Origin of the sequence: Pseudomonas sp. BNK-30 (assembly GCF_047456185.1) — a bacterium.
In the GTDB taxonomy this organism is placed as follows: Bacteria; Pseudomonadota; Gammaproteobacteria; order Pseudomonadales; family Pseudomonadaceae; genus Aquipseudomonas; species Aquipseudomonas putida_E.
Genome location: NZ_CP179904.1, coordinates 5,181,308 through 5,197,146, shown reverse-complemented (window position 1 = coordinate 5,197,146; position 15,839 = coordinate 5,181,308). Strand labels below are relative to the sequence as shown.

12 protein-coding genes and 1 tRNA gene are annotated in these 15,839 nt (G+C 61.2%); 10 read left to right on the top strand and 3 right to left on the bottom strand.

The genetic code is table 11. The features are described from left to right. Positions 1-107 precede the first annotated feature (107 nt). The 3 genes from ACMGGN_RS24050 to ACMGGN_RS24040 are packed head-to-tail and all read left to right on the top strand — an operon-like array spanning position 108 to position 4,115. Positions 108-1,379 (top strand): YeaH/YhbH family protein, encoded by a 1,272-nt coding sequence (locus ACMGGN_RS24050; protein WP_012316567.1) that lies wholly within the window; start codon positions 108-110, stop codon positions 1,377-1,379. Continuing rightward, positions 1,376-2,944 carry a SpoVR family protein gene (locus tag ACMGGN_RS24045; protein WP_046787570.1) on the top strand — a complete coding sequence of 523 codons (1,569 nt, stop codon included), beginning with the start codon at positions 1,376-1,378 and terminating at the stop codon, positions 2,942-2,944. Before ACMGGN_RS24050 ends, ACMGGN_RS24045 begins: the two co-directional genes overlap by 4 nt. Before the next feature lie 58 nt (positions 2,945-3,002). After that, on the top strand, positions 3,003-4,115 hold the full coding sequence (locus tag ACMGGN_RS24040) for a multifunctional CCA addition/repair protein (protein WP_204919034.1): 1,113 nt from the start codon (positions 3,003-3,005) through the stop codon (positions 4,113-4,115). A gap of 56 nt (positions 4,116-4,171) precedes the next feature. Here ACMGGN_RS24040 and folK read toward each other — a convergent pair whose 3' ends face one another. Both folK and folB read right to left on the bottom strand, forming a co-directional pair. Then, on the bottom strand, positions 4,172-4,681 hold the full coding sequence (folK, locus tag ACMGGN_RS24035; RefSeq protein ID WP_039602169.1) for a 2-amino-4-hydroxy-6-hydroxymethyldihydropteridine diphosphokinase: 510 nt from the start codon (positions 4,679-4,681) through the stop codon (positions 4,172-4,174). Further along, positions 4,672-5,028, bottom strand: coding sequence for a dihydroneopterin aldolase (folB, locus tag ACMGGN_RS24030; protein ID WP_009682799.1), 357 nt, complete (start codon positions 5,026-5,028; stop codon positions 4,672-4,674). The genes folK and folB overlap by 10 nt, the downstream gene beginning before the upstream one ends. A gap of 74 nt (positions 5,029-5,102) precedes the next feature. Here folB and plsY point away from each other — a divergent pair, with 74 nt between their 5' ends. After that, on the top strand, positions 5,103-5,672 hold the full coding sequence (plsY, locus tag ACMGGN_RS24025) for a glycerol-3-phosphate 1-O-acyltransferase PlsY (protein WP_012316571.1): 570 nt from the start codon (positions 5,103-5,105) through the stop codon (positions 5,670-5,672). A gap of 16 nt (positions 5,673-5,688) precedes the next feature. Here plsY and tsaD read toward each other — a convergent pair whose 3' ends face one another. Then, a complete protein-coding gene (gene tsaD, locus ACMGGN_RS24020) occupies positions 5,689-6,714 on the bottom strand; it encodes a tRNA (adenosine(37)-N6)-threonylcarbamoyltransferase complex transferase subunit TsaD (RefSeq protein WP_251962683.1) in 1,026 nt (341 codons plus the stop codon). A 204-nt stretch (positions 6,715-6,918) separates the two neighbouring features. On the opposite strand from tsaD, the gene rpsU reads away from it, so the two are divergent. From rpsU to ACMGGN_RS23990, 6 genes are all read left to right on the top strand, one after another. Continuing rightward, entirely contained in the window at positions 6,919-7,134 is a 216-nt protein-coding gene (rpsU, locus tag ACMGGN_RS24015; RefSeq protein ID WP_003255575.1) for a 30S ribosomal protein S21, read from the top strand. Between the two features lie 299 nt (positions 7,135-7,433). Further along, positions 7,434-9,416 (top strand): DNA primase, encoded by a 1,983-nt coding sequence (gene dnaG / locus ACMGGN_RS24010; RefSeq protein WP_046787567.1) that lies wholly within the window; start codon positions 7,434-7,436, stop codon positions 9,414-9,416. A 67-nt stretch (positions 9,417-9,483) separates the two neighbouring features. Next, entirely contained in the window at positions 9,484-11,334 is a 1,851-nt protein-coding gene (gene rpoD / locus ACMGGN_RS24005) for an RNA polymerase sigma factor RpoD (RefSeq protein ID WP_119687869.1), read from the top strand. 121 nt (positions 11,335-11,455) lie between these two features. Beyond that, a complete protein-coding gene (locus ACMGGN_RS24000; RefSeq protein WP_046787565.1) occupies positions 11,456-15,199 on the top strand; it encodes an EAL domain-containing protein in 3,744 nt (1,247 codons plus the stop codon). 16 nt (positions 15,200-15,215) lie between these two features. Beyond that, positions 15,216-15,292: transfer RNA gene (locus ACMGGN_RS23995), tRNA-Ile, on the top strand. Positions 15,293-15,578: 286 nt separating this feature from the next. Further along, positions 15,579-15,839 carry a helix-turn-helix transcriptional regulator gene (locus ACMGGN_RS23990; RefSeq protein WP_115273038.1) on the top strand — a complete coding sequence of 87 codons (261 nt, stop codon included), beginning with the start codon at positions 15,579-15,581 and terminating at the stop codon, positions 15,837-15,839.

Here is a 15,839-nt window from a genome sequence, read left to right as displayed (position 1 = left end):
CAAACCCGACGCCACAGCCTGCAGCAGCGCTGGCTGCTCTTTCTTGAAGCTTGTGGCTTGAAGCTTGTGGCTTGCAGTTGCAGCTGCATCCAGTCACCGGAGGGACCATGAGCTACGTTATCGACCGACGCCTGAACGGCAAGAACAAGAGCACGGTCAACCGCCAGCGTTTCTTGCGGCGCTACCGTGAACACATCAAGAAAGCCGTCGAAGAGGCCGTAAGCCGTCGCTCCATCATGGACATGGAGCACGGCGAGCAGATCAGCATCCCGGGACGTGATATCGACGAACCGGTGCTGCACCATGGCCGCGGCGGCAAGCAGACCATCGTGCATCCGGGCAACAAGGAATTCACTGCTGGCGAACATATCGCCCGGCCGCAGGGCGGTGGCGGCGGTGGTGGCCGCGGCAAGGCAGGCAACTCCGGCGAGGGCATGGACGACTTCGTCTTCCAGATCACCCAGGAAGAGTTCCTCGAGTTCATGTTCGAAGACCTCGAGCTGCCCAACCTGGTCAAACGCCACCTGACCGGTGCCGACACCTTCAAGACCGTGCGCGCCGGTATCGCCAACGAAGGCAACCCGTCGCGCATCAATATCGTGCGCACCCTGCGCTCGGCCCATGCCCGGCGTATCGCCTTGACCGGCAGCAGCCGCGCACTGCTGCGCGAGGCGCAGAAGGAACTGGCCCGGTTGAAAGTCGAGGAGCCCGACAACTTCACCGACATCCAGGAGGTCGAGCAAGAGATCGAGCGGCTCAAGGCCCGTATCAACCGCCTGCCGTTCCTGGATACCTTCGACCTCAAGTACAACCTGCTGGTCAAGCAGCCCAACCCCAGTTCCAAGGCCGTGATGTTCTGCCTGATGGACGTGTCCGGCTCGATGACCCAGGCCACCAAGGACATCGCCAAGCGGTTCTTCATCCTGTTGTACCTGTTCCTCAAGCGCAACTATGACCGCATCGAGGTGGTGTTCATCCGCCACCACACCAGTGCCCGCGAAGTGGACGAAGAAGAGTTCTTCTATTCCCGCGAGACCGGCGGCACCATCGTTTCCAGTGCACTCAAGATGATGCAGGAGATCATGGCCGAACGTTACCCGGCCAGTGACTGGAACATTTATGCCGCCCAGGCTTCCGACGGCGACAACTGGAACGACGACTCGCCCATCTGCCGTGAGATCCTTTCCAAACAGATCATGCCGCACGTGCAGTACTACACTTACGTGGAGATCACCCCCCGCGAGCATCAGGCGCTGTGGTACGAATACGAGCGTATCGGCGAGGCTTTCCCCGACACGTTCGCCCAGCAGCAGTTGGTTTCGGCCGGTGACATTTACCCGGTCTTCCGTGAACTCTTCCAGCGCAGGTTAGCCACATGAGCGCCAGAGAACAGAGACGCCAACCCATTTCCACCGGGTCCGAGTGGACGTTCGAGCTGATCCAGACCTACGATCGGGAAATCAGCCGTTTGGCCGAACGTTATGCCCTGGACACCTACCCCAATCAGATCGAAGTGATCACAGCCGAGCAGATGATGGACGCGTATGCCTCCGTCGGCATGCCGCTGGGCTATCACCACTGGTCCTACGGTAAACAGTTCCTCAGCACCGAGAAGTCCTATAGCCGCGGCCAGATGGGCCTGGCCTACGAGATCGTGATCAACTCCGACCCCTGCATCGCCTACCTGATGGAAGAAAACACCATGTGCATGCAGGCACTGGTGATTGCCCACGCCTGCTATGGCCACAACAGTTTCTTCAAAGGCAATTACCTGTTCCGCACATGGACCGATGCCAGTTCGATCATCGACTACCTGGTGTTCGCCAAGCAGTACATCGCCCAGTGCGAAGAGCGCCACGGCATCGATGCTGTCGAAGACCTGATCGACTCCTGCCACGCCTTGATGAACTACGGCGTGGACCGCTACAAACGTCCCTACCCGATCTCCGCCGAGGAGGAGCGGCGCCGCCAGAAGGAGCGCGAGGAGCACCTGCAACGCCAGATCAACGACCTGTGGCGCACCATTCCCAAAGGCGCAGAGAAAGGCGGCGACCGCGATGATGCGCGCTTCCCCGCCGAACCGCAGGAAAACATCCTTTACTTCATCGAAAAACACGCCCCGCTACTCGAGCCTTGGCAGCGCGAAGTGGTGCGTATCGTGCGTAAGATCGCGCAGTACTTCTACCCTCAACGCCAGACGCAGGTCATGAACGAAGGCTGGGCGACCTTCTGGCACTACACCCTGATGAACGACCTGTACGACGAGGGCCTGGTAACCGACGGTTTCATCATGGAATTTCTTCAGTCGCACACCAGTGTGGTGTTCCAGCCCGGCTTCGACAGCCCTTATTACAGCGGCATCAACCCTTATGCCCTGGGTTTCGCCATGTACACCGACATCCGCCGCATGTGCGAAAACCCTACCGAGGAAGATCGCCGCTGGTTCCCGGACATTGCCGGCAGTGATTGGTTGTCGACCATCAAGTTCGCCATGAGCAGCTTCAAGGATGAGAGCTTCATCCTGCAGTACCTGTCTCCCAAGGTGATCCGCGACCTCAAGCTGTTCAGCATCCTGGATGACGACCAGCGCGACGACCTGCTGGTGCCTGCGATCCATGACGAAGCTGGCTACCGGGCGATACGCGAGCAACTCGCGGCCCAGTACAACCTGGGCAACCGCGAACCCAACGTACAGATCTGGAGCATCGACCGCCGCGGCGACCGCTCCCTGACCTTGCGCCACCAGCAACACAACCGCAAACCGCTGGGTGACTCCACCGAGGAGGTGCTCAAGCACCTGCACCGCCTTTGGGGCTTCGACATCCACCTGGAAACCGTGCAAGGCGATCAAGTGGTCAAGACCCACCACATGCCACCGCGTGGCGAGCATGGCGAAGCCGGCGACTACGGCCGCATGGACCTGGCCGTCATCCATCACCTCTAGCCTGCACACCACCATTGCTGCCGACAGGGTATCCTGTGGGCAGTAATGGAGGCTGCACATGCAAATCTACAAAGTCGGCGGCGCCGTACGCGACCGCCTGCTCGGGCGCCCGGTCAGTGACATCGATTGGCTGGTGGTGGGTGCCAGCGTCGAAGAAATGCACGCCAAGGGCTTTCGCCCAGTTGGCGCTGACTTCCCGGTTTTCCTGCACCCCAAGACGGGCGAGGAATATGCCCTGGCGCGTACCGAGCGCAAGAGCGGGCGCGGGTATGGCGGTTTCACCTTCCACGCCAGCCCCGAGGTGACCCTCGAAGAAGACCTGATCCGTCGCGACCTCACCATCAATGCCATGGCCGAGGATGATCAGGGGAACGTTCTGGACCCCTTTCACGGTCGGGCCGATCTTGAGCAACGCCTTCTGCGCCATGTGTCCCCGGCATTCGCCGAAGACCCCTTGCGCGTACTGCGTGTTGCCCGCTTTGCCGCACGCTATGCCCCGCTAGGGTTCAGGGTCGCCGATGAAACACTGGAGCTGATGAAGCAGATCGCGACTTCTGGCGAACTGCAGGCGCTGACGGCTGAACGCAGCTGGAAAGAGATCGAGCGAGCGCTGATGGAAGATGAGCCACAGGTGTTCATCAACGTACTGAGCGACTGTGCAGCACTGAAACAACTGATGCCTGAGCTTGAGGGAGATGCGGCTGCGCTGGCGGCACTCACGCAAGCAGCCAAACATCATCAGCCACTGCACATTCGCTGGGCCTGCCTGCTGCATAGCCTGGAGCCAGCCTCGATCAAAGCGCTCAACCAGCGCTTCAAGGCGCCGCGTGAATGCCAGGAACTGGCCATGCTGGTGGGTGAATGCGCCAGCAACGGCCACAGGGCCTTGCAGCTGGAGCCAGAAGACATGCTGGCATTGCTTCAGAAGTTCGACGTGTATCGGCGACCACAACGCTTCGAGGATTTCATTTCCGTGTGCCAGATGGTTGCCCAAGGAAGCGCACAGGCTTATCCACAGGCTGATTACCTGCGCGCAGCGGCAGCGGCCGCCAGGGCGGTAGAGGCGAAGCCCCTGGTGGAAGCAGGGCTGACCGGGCAGGCATTGGGGGAGGCGCTGAAGCATCAGCGCCTGGAGGCACTGAAGGCCTACAAGGCCAATGCCGAAAACTGATCCAACTGCTCGTACCTACCCGTGAAGGGGCCAGTACGAGCAGCGATCACCCCGGCTCAGACGCTGGTAAGCTGCAAACCGCGCCATTCAAACGCGACCGGCGCCAACACCTGGTCGATATTAGCCTCCTGCCACAACCGGGCCATGCTCTTACCCTCTCCCGGATGCACCAGCTCAGGCGCCAGCAGCGCCAACGGCCATAGCACGAAAGCGTTCTTCAGAATCTCGGCCCTGGGCAACACCAGCCCATCGAACGTGCCATGCAGATCGTCATACATCAGCACATCGATATCCAGCGGCAGGCCCTTGCGGTCGGGCGCGTAGCGGCCATTGTCAGCCTCGATGAACTTGAGCCGGCGGTCCAGCTCCATCAACCCAAGGTCGGTCTTGCCCGTCACCACGAAATTGATGAATGGGCCGCTCTTGATCCCCACAGCCTGGCTTTCGAACGCCGGAGAACAACGCATGTCACAGAGGATCGCCGCCAATGCATCGAGCCCTGCGCACAGGTGCGCATGGCGATCGATGTTGCTGCCCAGGCCCAGGTAAACCGTGCTCAGAGACATCCGCGCTCGATCTCCACGCCAACACCGCCTCGGGCCGCAGGGACCGCACCCGGCTTGGTCAGCTTGAGCCGCACCCAAGGGATGTGGAACTCTTCCATCAGGGCCGCGACCAGCCGTTCGGCGAACGTCTCCACCAGTTCGAAACGCGCCTGCTCGGCAAAGGCCTGGATACGCGCCGAAACACTGGCATAGTCCAACGCCAGGTTCAGATCATCGCCAGCCGCTGCCGGGCGATTGTCCCAGGCGAAACTCAGGTCCAGGCGCAGGCACTGGCGAATATCCCGTTCCCAGTCATAGGCACCGATGACGGTATCGACTTCCAGGCCTTCGATGAACACTCTGTCCAAGCACTTCTCTCCACAGCACGACAAGGGCGACTGGCGCCGTTAGAATCAAGGCGTCCTCGCCCGGAATAGTTAGCATGTTTTGGTTACTGGCGCTGCTCGCCTACCTGCTCGGCTCGCTGTCCTTCGCCATCGTCCTCAGCCGCCTTTCGGGCAGCCCGGACCCGCGCTCCTGCGGTTCGGGCAATGCCGGCGCCACCAACATGCTACGCCTGGCGGGCCGCAAAATGGCGATCCTGACCCTGCTTGGCGACCTGTGCAAGGGCTTGCTGCCCGTAATGCTGGCACGCCTGGCCGGGCTCGACCTGCAAGAGCAGGCCTGGGTAGGCGTCTGCGCGGTGCTCGGCCACCTGTTCCCAGTGTACTTCCGTTTCCAGGGCGGCAAGGGCGTGGCCACGGCGGCCGGCATGCTCATGGGCCTGTACTTCCCCGCCGCGCTACTGGCCATCGCCGCCTGGCTGCTGACGTTCTACCTCACCCGCACCAGCTCGCTGGCCGCGCTGATCGCCACACCGCTGACCCTGCCACTGCTGGCCTGGCGCGAGCCAGCGGCCCTGCTGCCGATCAGCGTGCTGACCGTGATGATCGTCTGGCGCCACCGCAATAACCTGCGCGACCTGTTCGCCGGGCGCGAACGCCACTTCTGACGCACACGCAAGCGGCTTACAACGGTGGCAACTGCTCCATCGGCCAGCGCGCCTGCACGCTGATCGCCAGGTCCTGCTGCTGCCCGGCCAACAGCCGCTGGCAACCGGCATAGGCGATCATCGCGCCGTTGTCGGTACAGAATTGGGGACGCGCGTAGTACACGTTGCCTTTGATACTGCCGAGCATGTCCTCGAGGGAGGCACGCAATGCCTTGTTGGCGCTCACGCCACCGGCAATCACCAGACGCTTGAGGCCGGCCTGCTTCAGTGCGCGCTTGCACTTGATGGTCAGAGTCTCCACCACAGCCTGCTGGAACGCCAGGGACACGTCGCAACGGGTTTGCTCGTTGTCGTCACCAGCATCGCGGCACTGCTGCCAAGTGTTCAGGGCAAAGGTCTTCAGGCCACTGAAGCTGAACGCCAGGCCCGGACGGTCGGTCATCGGCCGCGGGAACACAAAACGCCCCGGTACGCCCCGTTCTGCCAGGCGAGCGATTTCCGGGCCACCCGGGTAATTGAGGCCGATCAGCTTGGCAGTCTTGTCGAACGCTTCGCCAGCAGCATCATCCAGGCTCTCGCCCAGCAACTCGTACTGGCCGATGCCATCGACCCGAACCAGCTGGGTATGCCCCCCAGACACCAACAAAGCGACGAACGGAAACTGCGGAGGATTTTCCTCAAGCATGGGCGCCAACAGATGGCCTTCCATATGGTGCACGCCGATCGCCGGAATATCCCATGCGAAAGCCAGAGCCTGGGCGCAGGACGCACCCACCAGCAGCGCTCCGACCAGGCCAGGGCCTGCGGTGTAGGCAATGGCGTCGATCTCGGTGGCCACGCAGCCCGCCTCGTCCAGCACCTGGCGGATCAGGGGCAGCATGCGCTTGACGTGGTCCCGTGAGGCAAGCTCGGGTACCACCCCGCCAAACACGCGGTGCAGGTCGATCTGGCTGAACAGCGCGTCGGCCAACAAACCGCGTTCGCTGTCGTATAATGCGACGCCGGTTTCGTCGCAGGATGTTTCCAATCCCAGTACTAGCATGGGCTCGTCCCTTGTGGGGGCTGATTTCGAAGCCGCGCATGATAGTCCCCGTGCCGGGTGCCGACCAGCGGTTTTCGATCAGAGGCTTTGCATTCCGGCTTGCTAAGGGTTAACATCCGCAACCCTTGAAAACCGACGTTCTCCAGCACACCTTTGTTTTGCCAGGAGCACGTCTACCCCGGTAATGAATTAAGGTAGCCCTGGATGCCAGCCGTCAAAGTTAAAGAGAACGAACCCTTCGACGTAGCTCTGCGTCGTTTCAAGCGCTCCTGCGAAAAAGCCGGTGTACTGGCTGAAGTTCGTAGCCGCGAGTTTTACGAGAAGCCGACCGCCGAGCGTAAGCGTAAAGCAGCTGCTGCTGTTAAGCGTCACGCCAAGAAAGTTCAGCGCGAACAGCGCCGCGCCGTTCGTCTGTACTAATACAGTACAGCCGTTCTACGCAAAGCTTCTGCCCTGCCCGGCTCACCGCCGGGCCGATGGCAGCGGTTTGTTTCAACCTTGAGCAGCTAGTTCAAGGCGTCCATCGCAACCTGCAATGGGCAAAGCGCATCAAAACGTCAGAGCTGGTTTCGACCAGTCGTGCACGTCCTCACTGACGAGCCCCTGGTTACCTGGAGGCTACCGACGAGCACACATTCCCTCGCACATCCCCTAGCAGCTCTTGCCCCTAACGGCGCGCTAGCGTTTAGACTTGCCAGTTGCCAGATGACGAGACTGCCATGGCCGGGCTGATTCCCCAAAGCTTCATTGACGACCTGATCAACCGCCTCGACATCGTCGACGTGGTGAGTTCGCGCGTCCAGCTGAAAAAGGCCGGCAAGAACTACTCTGCCTGTTGCCCGTTCCACAAAGAGAAAACCCCGTCCTTCACGGTCAGCCCGGACAAGCAGTTCTATTACTGCTTCGGTTGCGGCGCAGGCGGCAACGCCCTGGGCTTCGTCATGGACCACGACAACCTGGACTTCCCCCAGGCCGTCGAGGAACTGGCCCGTGCCGCAGGCATGGAAGTGCCCCGCGAGGAAGGCCGTCGCGGCCAGAAGCCGCGACAGCCTACAGACTCGCCGCTTTACCCGCTGCTGGATGCAGCCTCGGAATTCTACCGCCAGGCCCTGCGCAGCCACCCGACCCGAAAAGCCGCAGTGGACTACCTCAAGGGCCGCGGCCTGTCGGGCGAAATTGCCCGCGACTTCGGCCTTGGGTTCGCACCACCCGGCTGGGACAACCTGCTCAAGCACCTCGGCGCGGACACCCTGCAACAGAAGGTGATGATCGACGCCGGCCTGCTGATCGAAAACGCCGAAAGCGGCAAACGCTACGACCGCTTCCGCGACCGGGTGATGTTCCCGATACGCGACAGCCGCGGGCGCATCATCGCCTTTGGCGGCCGCGTTCTGGGCGACGACAAGCCCAAGTACCTCAACTCCCCGGAGACCCCGGTATTCCATAAGGGCCAGGAACTTTACGGGCTGTATGAGGCACGCAAGCACAACCGCAACCTCGACGAGATCATCGTCGTCGAGGGTTACATGGATGTCATCGCCCTGGCCCAGCAGGGCCTGCGTAATGCCGTAGCGACACTCGGCACCGCCACCAGCGAAGAACACCTCAAGCGTCTGTTTCGCGTGGTGCCCAGCGTACTGTTCTGCTTCGACGGCGACCAGGCCGGGCGCAAGGCCGCCTGGCGCGCCCTGGAGTCGACCCTCTCGGCACTGCAGGACGGGCGCCGTGCGCGCTTCCTGTTCCTGCCCGAAGGCGAAGACCCGGACAGCCTGGTACGCGCAGAGGGCACCGATGCCTTCATGGCGCGCATCAACCAGCACGCCCAGCCGCTGGCCGACTATTTCTTCGAGCAACTGAGCGTCGAGGCCGACCCGCGCTCGCTTGAAGGCAAGGCGCACATGGCGACCCTGGCTGCACCGTTGATCGAAAAAATCCCCGGCGCCAACCTGCGCCAGCTGATGCGCAATCGCCTGAAGGAAATTACCGGCCTCGATCCACAGCAGGTCGAGCAGTTGGCCCAGCAGGCGCCTGCCGCCAACAGCGTGCCGGACTATGACCCTGGCTACGACTACGACGCCATGGCCAGTTACACCCCCGACTATGGCGACATGCCGCAACACGACTACGCCCCGGCGCAGCAGGAGCAGCAGTGGAAGCCGAACAAGGGGGGCGGCAAGAAGCCGTGGAGCGACAAGCCCTGGGACAAGAACCGCAAGGGAGGCAAGCCGTGGCAGCAGCGCGATGAAGCGCCGCCACGCACGCCGGCACCGGTGGAACCCCCGACCCTGGCGGCCTTGCGCACGCTGCTGCACCACCCGTTGCTGGCCGGCAAAGTCGAGGACGCCAGCCACTTTGCCGACGAAGAGCATCTCTACAGCCAGTTGCTGGTGGCGCTGATCGAGGCCGCGCAGAAAAATCCTGGGCTAAGCTCAATGCAGCTGATCGCACGCTGGCACGGCACTGAACAGGGCCGCTTGCTGCGGGCCCTGGCAGAAAAGGAATGGCTGATCGTGGCCGACAACCTTGAACAACAGTTTTTCGACACTATAACTAGCTTGTCCGCCCGCCAACGCGAGCGCAGCCTGGAACATCTGCTCAGGAAAGCACGTCAAAGCGAGTTGAGCAGCGAGGAAAAATCTCAGCTTCTCGCCCTGCTGAGCCGGAATGTTCCCGCACAAACGCCGACCTCATCTGGCGCGTGAGGCCCATGCTCGGGTATAATCCTCGGCTTGTTTTTTGCCCGCCAAGACCTTCAGTGGATAGGGTGTTATGTCCGGAAAAGCGCAACAGCAGTCTCGTATCAAAGAATTGATCACCCGCGGTCGTGAGCAGGGCTACCTGACTTACGCGGAGGTCAACGACCACCTGCCTGAGGATATTTCAGATCCTGAACAGGTGGAAGACATCATCCGCATGATCAACGACATGGGGATCAACGTATTCGAGAGTGCTCCGGATGCGGATGCCCTTCTGTTGGCGGAAGCCGACACCGACGAAGCCGCGGCCGAAGAAGCCGCTGCTGCGTTGGCGGCCGTTGAAACCGATATCGGCCGCACGACCGACCCAGTGCGCATGTACATGCGCGAAATGGGTACGGTCGAGCTCCTGACCCGCGAAGGCGAAATCGAAATCGCCAAGCGTATCGAGGAAGGCATCCGTGAAGTGATGGGCGCTATTGCCCACTTCCCGGGCACAGTTGACTACATCCTCGGTGAATACGACCGCGTCACCACCGAAGGTGGCCGTCTGTCCGATGTTCTCAGCGGTTACATCGACCCTGACGACAATATCGCCGCTCCGACCGAAGAAGTGCCGATCCCTGGCGCCAAGGCCGCTGCCACGAAGGAAGAGGCCGAGGACGAGGAAGAAAGCGACGATAGCAGTGACGATGAGGAAGAGACCGAGAGCGGTCCGGACCCAGTCGTTGCAGCCCAGCGTTTCGGCGCGGTATCGGATCAGCTCGCCATCACCCTCAAGGTGCTGAAAAAGCATGGCCGCAGCCACGCCGAGAGCATCGGTGCAATGCAGGCCCTGGCCGATCTGTTCATGCCGATCAAGCTGGTGCCCAAGCAGTTCGAGGTACTGGTCGAGCGCGTTCGTGATGCCCTGGCCCGCCTGCGCCAGCAAGAGCGTGCCATCATGCAACTGTGCGTACGTGATGCGCGCATGCCGCGTGCCGACTTCCTGCGCCTGTTCCCGAGCAACGAGACCGACCAGACCTGGAGCGGTGACCTGGCCAAGCGCAACACCAAATGGGCTGCTGCCCTGGGTGAAAAGGACGCCGCCATCGTCGCCTGTCAGCAAAAGTTGATCGACCTTGAGACCGAGACCGGCCTGACCGTTGCCGAGATCAAGGACATCAACCGCCGCATGTCCATCGGTGAGGCCAAGGCTCGCCGCGCCAAGAAAGAAATGGTCGAGGCGAACCTGCGTCTGGTGATTTCCATCGCCAAGAAGTACACCAACCGCGGCCTGCAGTTCCTCGACCTGATTCAGGAAGGCAACATCGGCCTGATGAAAGCGGTGGACAAGTTCGAATACCGTCGCGGTTACAAGTTCTCGACCTACGCCACCTGGTGGATTCGTCAGGCGATTACCCGCTCGATCGCCGACCAGGCACGCACCATCCGTATCCCGGTGCACATGATCGAGACGATCAACAAGCTCAACCGTATTTCCCGGCAGATGCTGCAGGAAATGGGTCGCGAACCGACCCCGGAAGAGCTCGGTGAGCGCATGGAGATGCCTGAGGACAAGATCCGCAAGGTCTTGAAGATCGCCAAAGAGCCGATCTCCATGGAAACCCCGATCGGTGACGATGAAGATTCGCACCTGGGCGACTTCATCGAGGACTCGACCATGCAGTCCCCGATCGACGTGGCCACGGTCGAAAGCCTCAAGGAAGCGACTCGCGACGTGCTTTCGGGCCTGACCGCACGCGAAGCCAAGGTGCTGCGCATGCGTTTCGGTATCGACATGAACACCGACCACACCCTCGAAGAAGTGGGCAAGCAGTTCGACGTGACCCGTGAACGGATCCGTCAGATCGAAGCGAAGGCGTTGCGCAAATTGCGCCACCCGACGCGCAGCGAGCACCTGCGATCCTTCCTCGACGAGTGATGACGAACCCCGGCCCAGGCCGGGGTTTTTCTTATGTGACAAAAGGTCGTGGCAAGTAGCTACCCTTCGCGGCGATTGCCCGTCTACACTCGAATTCAGACCACCTGAATGCGAGGCTGCCATGCCGCCAATGCCGGCCATTCTGTTGCTGCTCCTGATCCTGTGGAACACAACGGCCGGCGCCCTGACCCTGACAGACGAGGAAAAAACCTGGCTCGCTGCCCACCCGCAGTTGAAGCTGGGCGTCGACGCCTCCTGGCCACCGTTCGAATTTCGTGACCAGCAAGGCCGGTACCAGGGATTGGCCGCCGATTACATCGCCATGCTCCAGGACCGTCTGGGCGTGGCATTCAAGCCGGTCGAACCCAGCACCTGGACCGAGGTACTTGAACAGGCGCGCGAAAGCCGCATCGACCTTTTACCCGGCGTCATGTCAACCCCCGAACGCCAGGGCTTCCTGGCTTTCACACGCCCTTATCTGGATTTCCCCATCGTCATCCTGGCCCATGAAGGCGGCCAGCAACCCCGCACACTGAAGGACCTGTACGGCCTGAAAATCGCTGTGGTGGAGAATTACGCTCCACACGAACTGCTGCGTACCCACCATCCAGATCTCAACCTGGTCGCCATGCCCAATGTCAGCTCGACCTTGCAGGCACTGGCCACCGATGAGGTGGATGCTGTGGTCGGTGACCTCGCCTCGAGCATCTGGAGCCTGCGTCAGCTCAAGCTGGACGGCCTTTATGTCAGCGGCGAAACGCCCTATCGCTATCAGCTGGCCATGGCCGCACCGCGCGACAAGAAGGTCCTGGTCGGCATCCTCGACAAGGTCATGGCCGACATGTCGAGTGACGAGATCAGGCAGATCCAGCAACGCTGGGTCGGCAATGTGGTCGATCAACGCACGTTCTGGAATGACATGCTCATGTACGGACTGCCCGGCGTCCTTTTGCTGATCGCCATCCTGGCCGTGGTGATCCGCATCAACCGCCGCCTCAGCTCGGAAATATCCAGGCGCATTGCCCTGGAACAGGAACTGCGCAGCAGCGAGTACCACTACCGCGGGCTGATCGAAAGCCTCTCAGCCATCGCCTGGGAAGCTGACGCCAATGACTTCACCTATAGCTACGTCTCACCCCATGCCGAAGACCTGCTTGGCTACCCTTTGCATGAATGGCTCAAACCAGGCTTCTGGCGCAGCATCCTGCACCCGGAGGACGCACTCTGGGCCCAGGCCTACTGCGAAAGTGAAACAGCAGCCGGGCGCGACCACAGCCTCGATTACAGGGTGATGCGTGCCGATGGCCATTCACTCTGGGTGCGCAACATCGTCAGCATGATCGAGCACGGCCACCGGCCTGTGATGCGCGGGCTGATGATCGACATCAGCGAAACCAAGCGCACTGAAGACGCCCTGCGCCTGTCGGAGCAGAAGTTCGCTTCGGTATTCCAGCAATGCCCCGACATCCTGTTGATTGCGCGCCACAGTGATGGGTGCCTGCTGGAGGTCAACGAAGCTTTCGAGGAGCAGATCGGCCTGACCCCAGGTCAGGTGGTCGGCCGCACCGCTACAGAGCTGAACCTGTGGGGTGCGCAAGGTGCCGGGCCATTGCTGCTCGAGCGCCTGCACCAGGGAGGTATCCGCAACCTGGAAATGAGCTTCCGTCGCAGCAATGGCCAATTGTTCACGGGCCTGACCTCTGCCGAAACCTTCGAGCTGGATGGCACCCTGGCTTTCGTCGTGGCGGTTCGCGACATCAGCCAACTGAAAGAAACCCAGCAGCAACTGCAAACCTCCGAAGAGAAATTCGCCAAGGCCTTCCACGCGTCTCCGGACGGCCTGCTGCTGTCGCGCCAGAGCGATGGCCTGCTGATCGAGGTCAACGAGGGCTTCTGCCGGCTGACCGGCTATGACCTCGATCCTGCCCTGGACCAGACGTCTTTCGACCTGGGCATCTGGGTCGACCTCAACGAACGTAAACGCCTGATCGCTCAACTCTCCCACGATGGTTTTGTGCGCGATTTCAGCTGCCATATCCGCCGCAGCGACGGGCAGATACGCCTTTGCGAGCTGTCCGCACGGCCACTACCGATTGCCGGCGTCGACTGCATGCTGACCATCGCCCGTGACATCACCGAGCGCCACCTGATGCAGGAAAAACTGCAACTGGCCGCCACCGTGTTCGAAAACACCGCCGAAGGCGTGCTGATCACCGATATCGACCAGCGCATCAGCGCGGTAAACCGTGCGTTCAGCGAAATCACCGGCTACAACGAGACCGAAGCCCTGGGCCAGACTCCGCGCCTGCTTGCCTCCGGTCAGCATGACAGCGCCTTTTACGCCGCCATGTGGCATCAGCTCACAGCCGAAGGCCATTGGCAGGGCGAGATCTACAACAAACGCAAAAATGGCGAACTTTACCCGGGCTGGCTGACCATCAGCGCGGTGCGCAATAGCGACCGCGAGATCACCCACTTTGTCGCCGTGTTCGCCGACATCTCCAGCCTCAAGCACGCTCAGGCCAAGCTCGACTACCAGGCTCACCACGACCCGCTCACCGGCCTGCCCAACCGCGCGCTGTTCGAAAACCGCCTGCAGGCCGCGCTCACCTGCCCGCAAGCCTCCAACCGCCAGGGCGCGGTGCTGTTCCTTGACCTTGATCGCTTCAAGCACATCAACGACAGCCTCGGCCATCCGGTCGGCGACCTGCTGCTCAAGGGCATCGCCCAGCGTCTCAAGGAGCAAGTGCGCGACGTCGACACCGTGGCGCGCCTGGGTGGCGACGAGTTCATCATCCTGCTGCCCGGCCTGCACAAACCCAGTGACGCCAGTGCCATCGCCAACAAACTGCTGTCCTGCTTCAGCGCCCCCTTCCAGGCCGGCGAACACGAGTTTTTCACCAGCGCGAGTATCGGCATCAGCCTCTATCCCCAGGACGGCACCGACGTTGCCACACTGATCCGCAACGCCGACGCCGCCATGTACCGCTCCAAGGCCAAAGGCCGCAACCGTGTCGAAGCCTACACCCGTGACCTCACAGCCCAGGCCAGCGAACGTATTGCCCTGGAGCACGAGCTGCGCCGCGCCATAGAACGCAACGAAATGAGCCTGTGCTACCAGCCCAAGTTCAGCCTCAAGACCCAGACCCTGGTTGGCGCCGAAGCGCTGATCCGCTGGAGCCACCCCAGCTTCGGCGAGGTGCCGCCAGAGCACTTCATCCACCTCGCCGAAGAGAATGGCACCATCCTGCAGCTCGGCGACTGGGTGCTGGAGCAGGCCTGCCGGCAGATGCACCATTGGAAGAAGCACTACCAGGCCTTCGGCCCGCTTTCGATAAACCTCGCCGGGGCGCAGCTGCGCCACCATGGCCTGGCCAAGCGCATCGAGCAGTTGCTCAAGACCTACCAACTGAAGGCAGGCGACCTGCAGCTGGAAATTACCGAAAACTTCATCATGAGCCAGGCCGAAGAAGCCCTGGCCGTGCTGCACCAGCTAAAGCAGCTGGGTGTGCAATTGGCAATCGATGATTTCGGCACCGGTTACTCATCCCTGAGCTACCTCAAGCGCCTGCCACTGGACATCCTCAAGATCGACAAGTCGTTCATCCGCGGCTTGCCGGACGACCCGCACGATGCAGCCATCGCCCGCGCCATCATCGCGCTGGGGCGTAGCATGCAGTTGACCATCATTGCCGAAGGCGTGGAGAACCAGGCGCAGCAACGGTTCCTGGCCGCCGAAGGTTGTGAACAGATCCAGGGCTATATCGTCAGCCTGCCGCTGCCACCAGATGATTTTGCAGCGGCGTTTCTTCGCATAGCACTAACCGATCTTTCGGATGGCACGCTTTCGAAACCCTCGTTATAATCCGGGCACTTACTGAGGGCCTATAGCTCAGTTGGTTAGAGCAGAGGACTCATAATCCTTTGGTCCACGGTTCGAGTCCGTGTGGGCCCACCAAACTCAAAGCCGCGCATTGCGCGGCTTTTTCATGTCCGCTGTGCGCAGAAGGAAATAGCACGCCAGGGCTGTGAGGTAGGGCGCGCAAAAGCTAACAGCACCGGAAACCGATGCAGATGCTGAGCAATACCTGTGTCCTTGTAGCCCCTGAGCCACAAAATCACGCTGACCCACGCACTATGTAGCCTATGAGCTACAAAATTTGTCCCGGCGACACTTGTTCGAATGTAGCTTACGGGCTACATTTTACAGCATTACACCTATTTTTGATGCCCAAGGGCTACAAATGACTTCTCTCTACGATGTCTCCGAAATGCTGAAACAGGCGCGTGGTGAGGCGAAGCTGAGCCAGGAAGCGCTGGCCGGACGTGCCGGCGTCTCGCGCACGACCGTGGCACGTATGGAAACACTGGCCAAAGGCGATATGAGTGTTTCAGTGCTGGTTCGCCTGCTGGAAGCGGCCGGCTACGACCTGAAGCTAGTCAAAGCCGGACACCAGCGCACTGTTGAAGACATCCTCAGCGAGCAGCGGTCAGGGAGCGCGTGA

What these genes read in the sequence shown, in the direction of transcription:
- ACMGGN_RS24050 (WP_012316567.1), top strand. Translation starts at nt 108, where the DNA reads ATGAGCTACGTTATCGACCGACGCCTGAACGGCAAGAACAAGAGCACG.
- ACMGGN_RS24000 (WP_046787565.1), top strand. Translation starts at nt 11,456, where the DNA reads ATGCCGCCAATGCCGGCCATTCTGTTGCTGCTCCTGATCCTGTGGAAC.
- rpoD (WP_119687869.1), top strand. Translation starts at nt 9,484, where the DNA reads ATGTCCGGAAAAGCGCAACAGCAGTCTCGTATCAAAGAATTGATCACC.
- rpsU (WP_003255575.1), top strand. Translation starts at nt 6,919, where the DNA reads ATGCCAGCCGTCAAAGTTAAAGAGAACGAACCCTTCGACGTAGCTCTG.
- ACMGGN_RS24040 (WP_204919034.1), top strand. Translation starts at nt 3,003, where the DNA reads ATGCAAATCTACAAAGTCGGCGGCGCCGTACGCGACCGCCTGCTCGGG.
- folK (WP_039602169.1), bottom strand. Translation starts at nt 4,681, where the DNA reads ATGTCTCTGAGCACGGTTTACCTGGGCCTGGGCAGCAACATCGATCGC.
- tsaD (WP_251962683.1), bottom strand. Translation starts at nt 6,714, where the DNA reads ATGCTAGTACTGGGATTGGAAACATCCTGCGACGAAACCGGCGTCGCA.
- ACMGGN_RS23990 (WP_115273038.1), top strand. Translation starts at nt 15,579, where the DNA reads ATGACTTCTCTCTACGATGTCTCCGAAATGCTGAAACAGGCGCGTGGT.
- ACMGGN_RS24045 (WP_046787570.1), top strand. Translation starts at nt 1,376, where the DNA reads ATGAGCGCCAGAGAACAGAGACGCCAACCCATTTCCACCGGGTCCGAG.
- plsY (WP_012316571.1), top strand. Translation starts at nt 5,103, where the DNA reads ATGTTTTGGTTACTGGCGCTGCTCGCCTACCTGCTCGGCTCGCTGTCC.
- dnaG (WP_046787567.1), top strand. Translation starts at nt 7,434, where the DNA reads ATGGCCGGGCTGATTCCCCAAAGCTTCATTGACGACCTGATCAACCGC.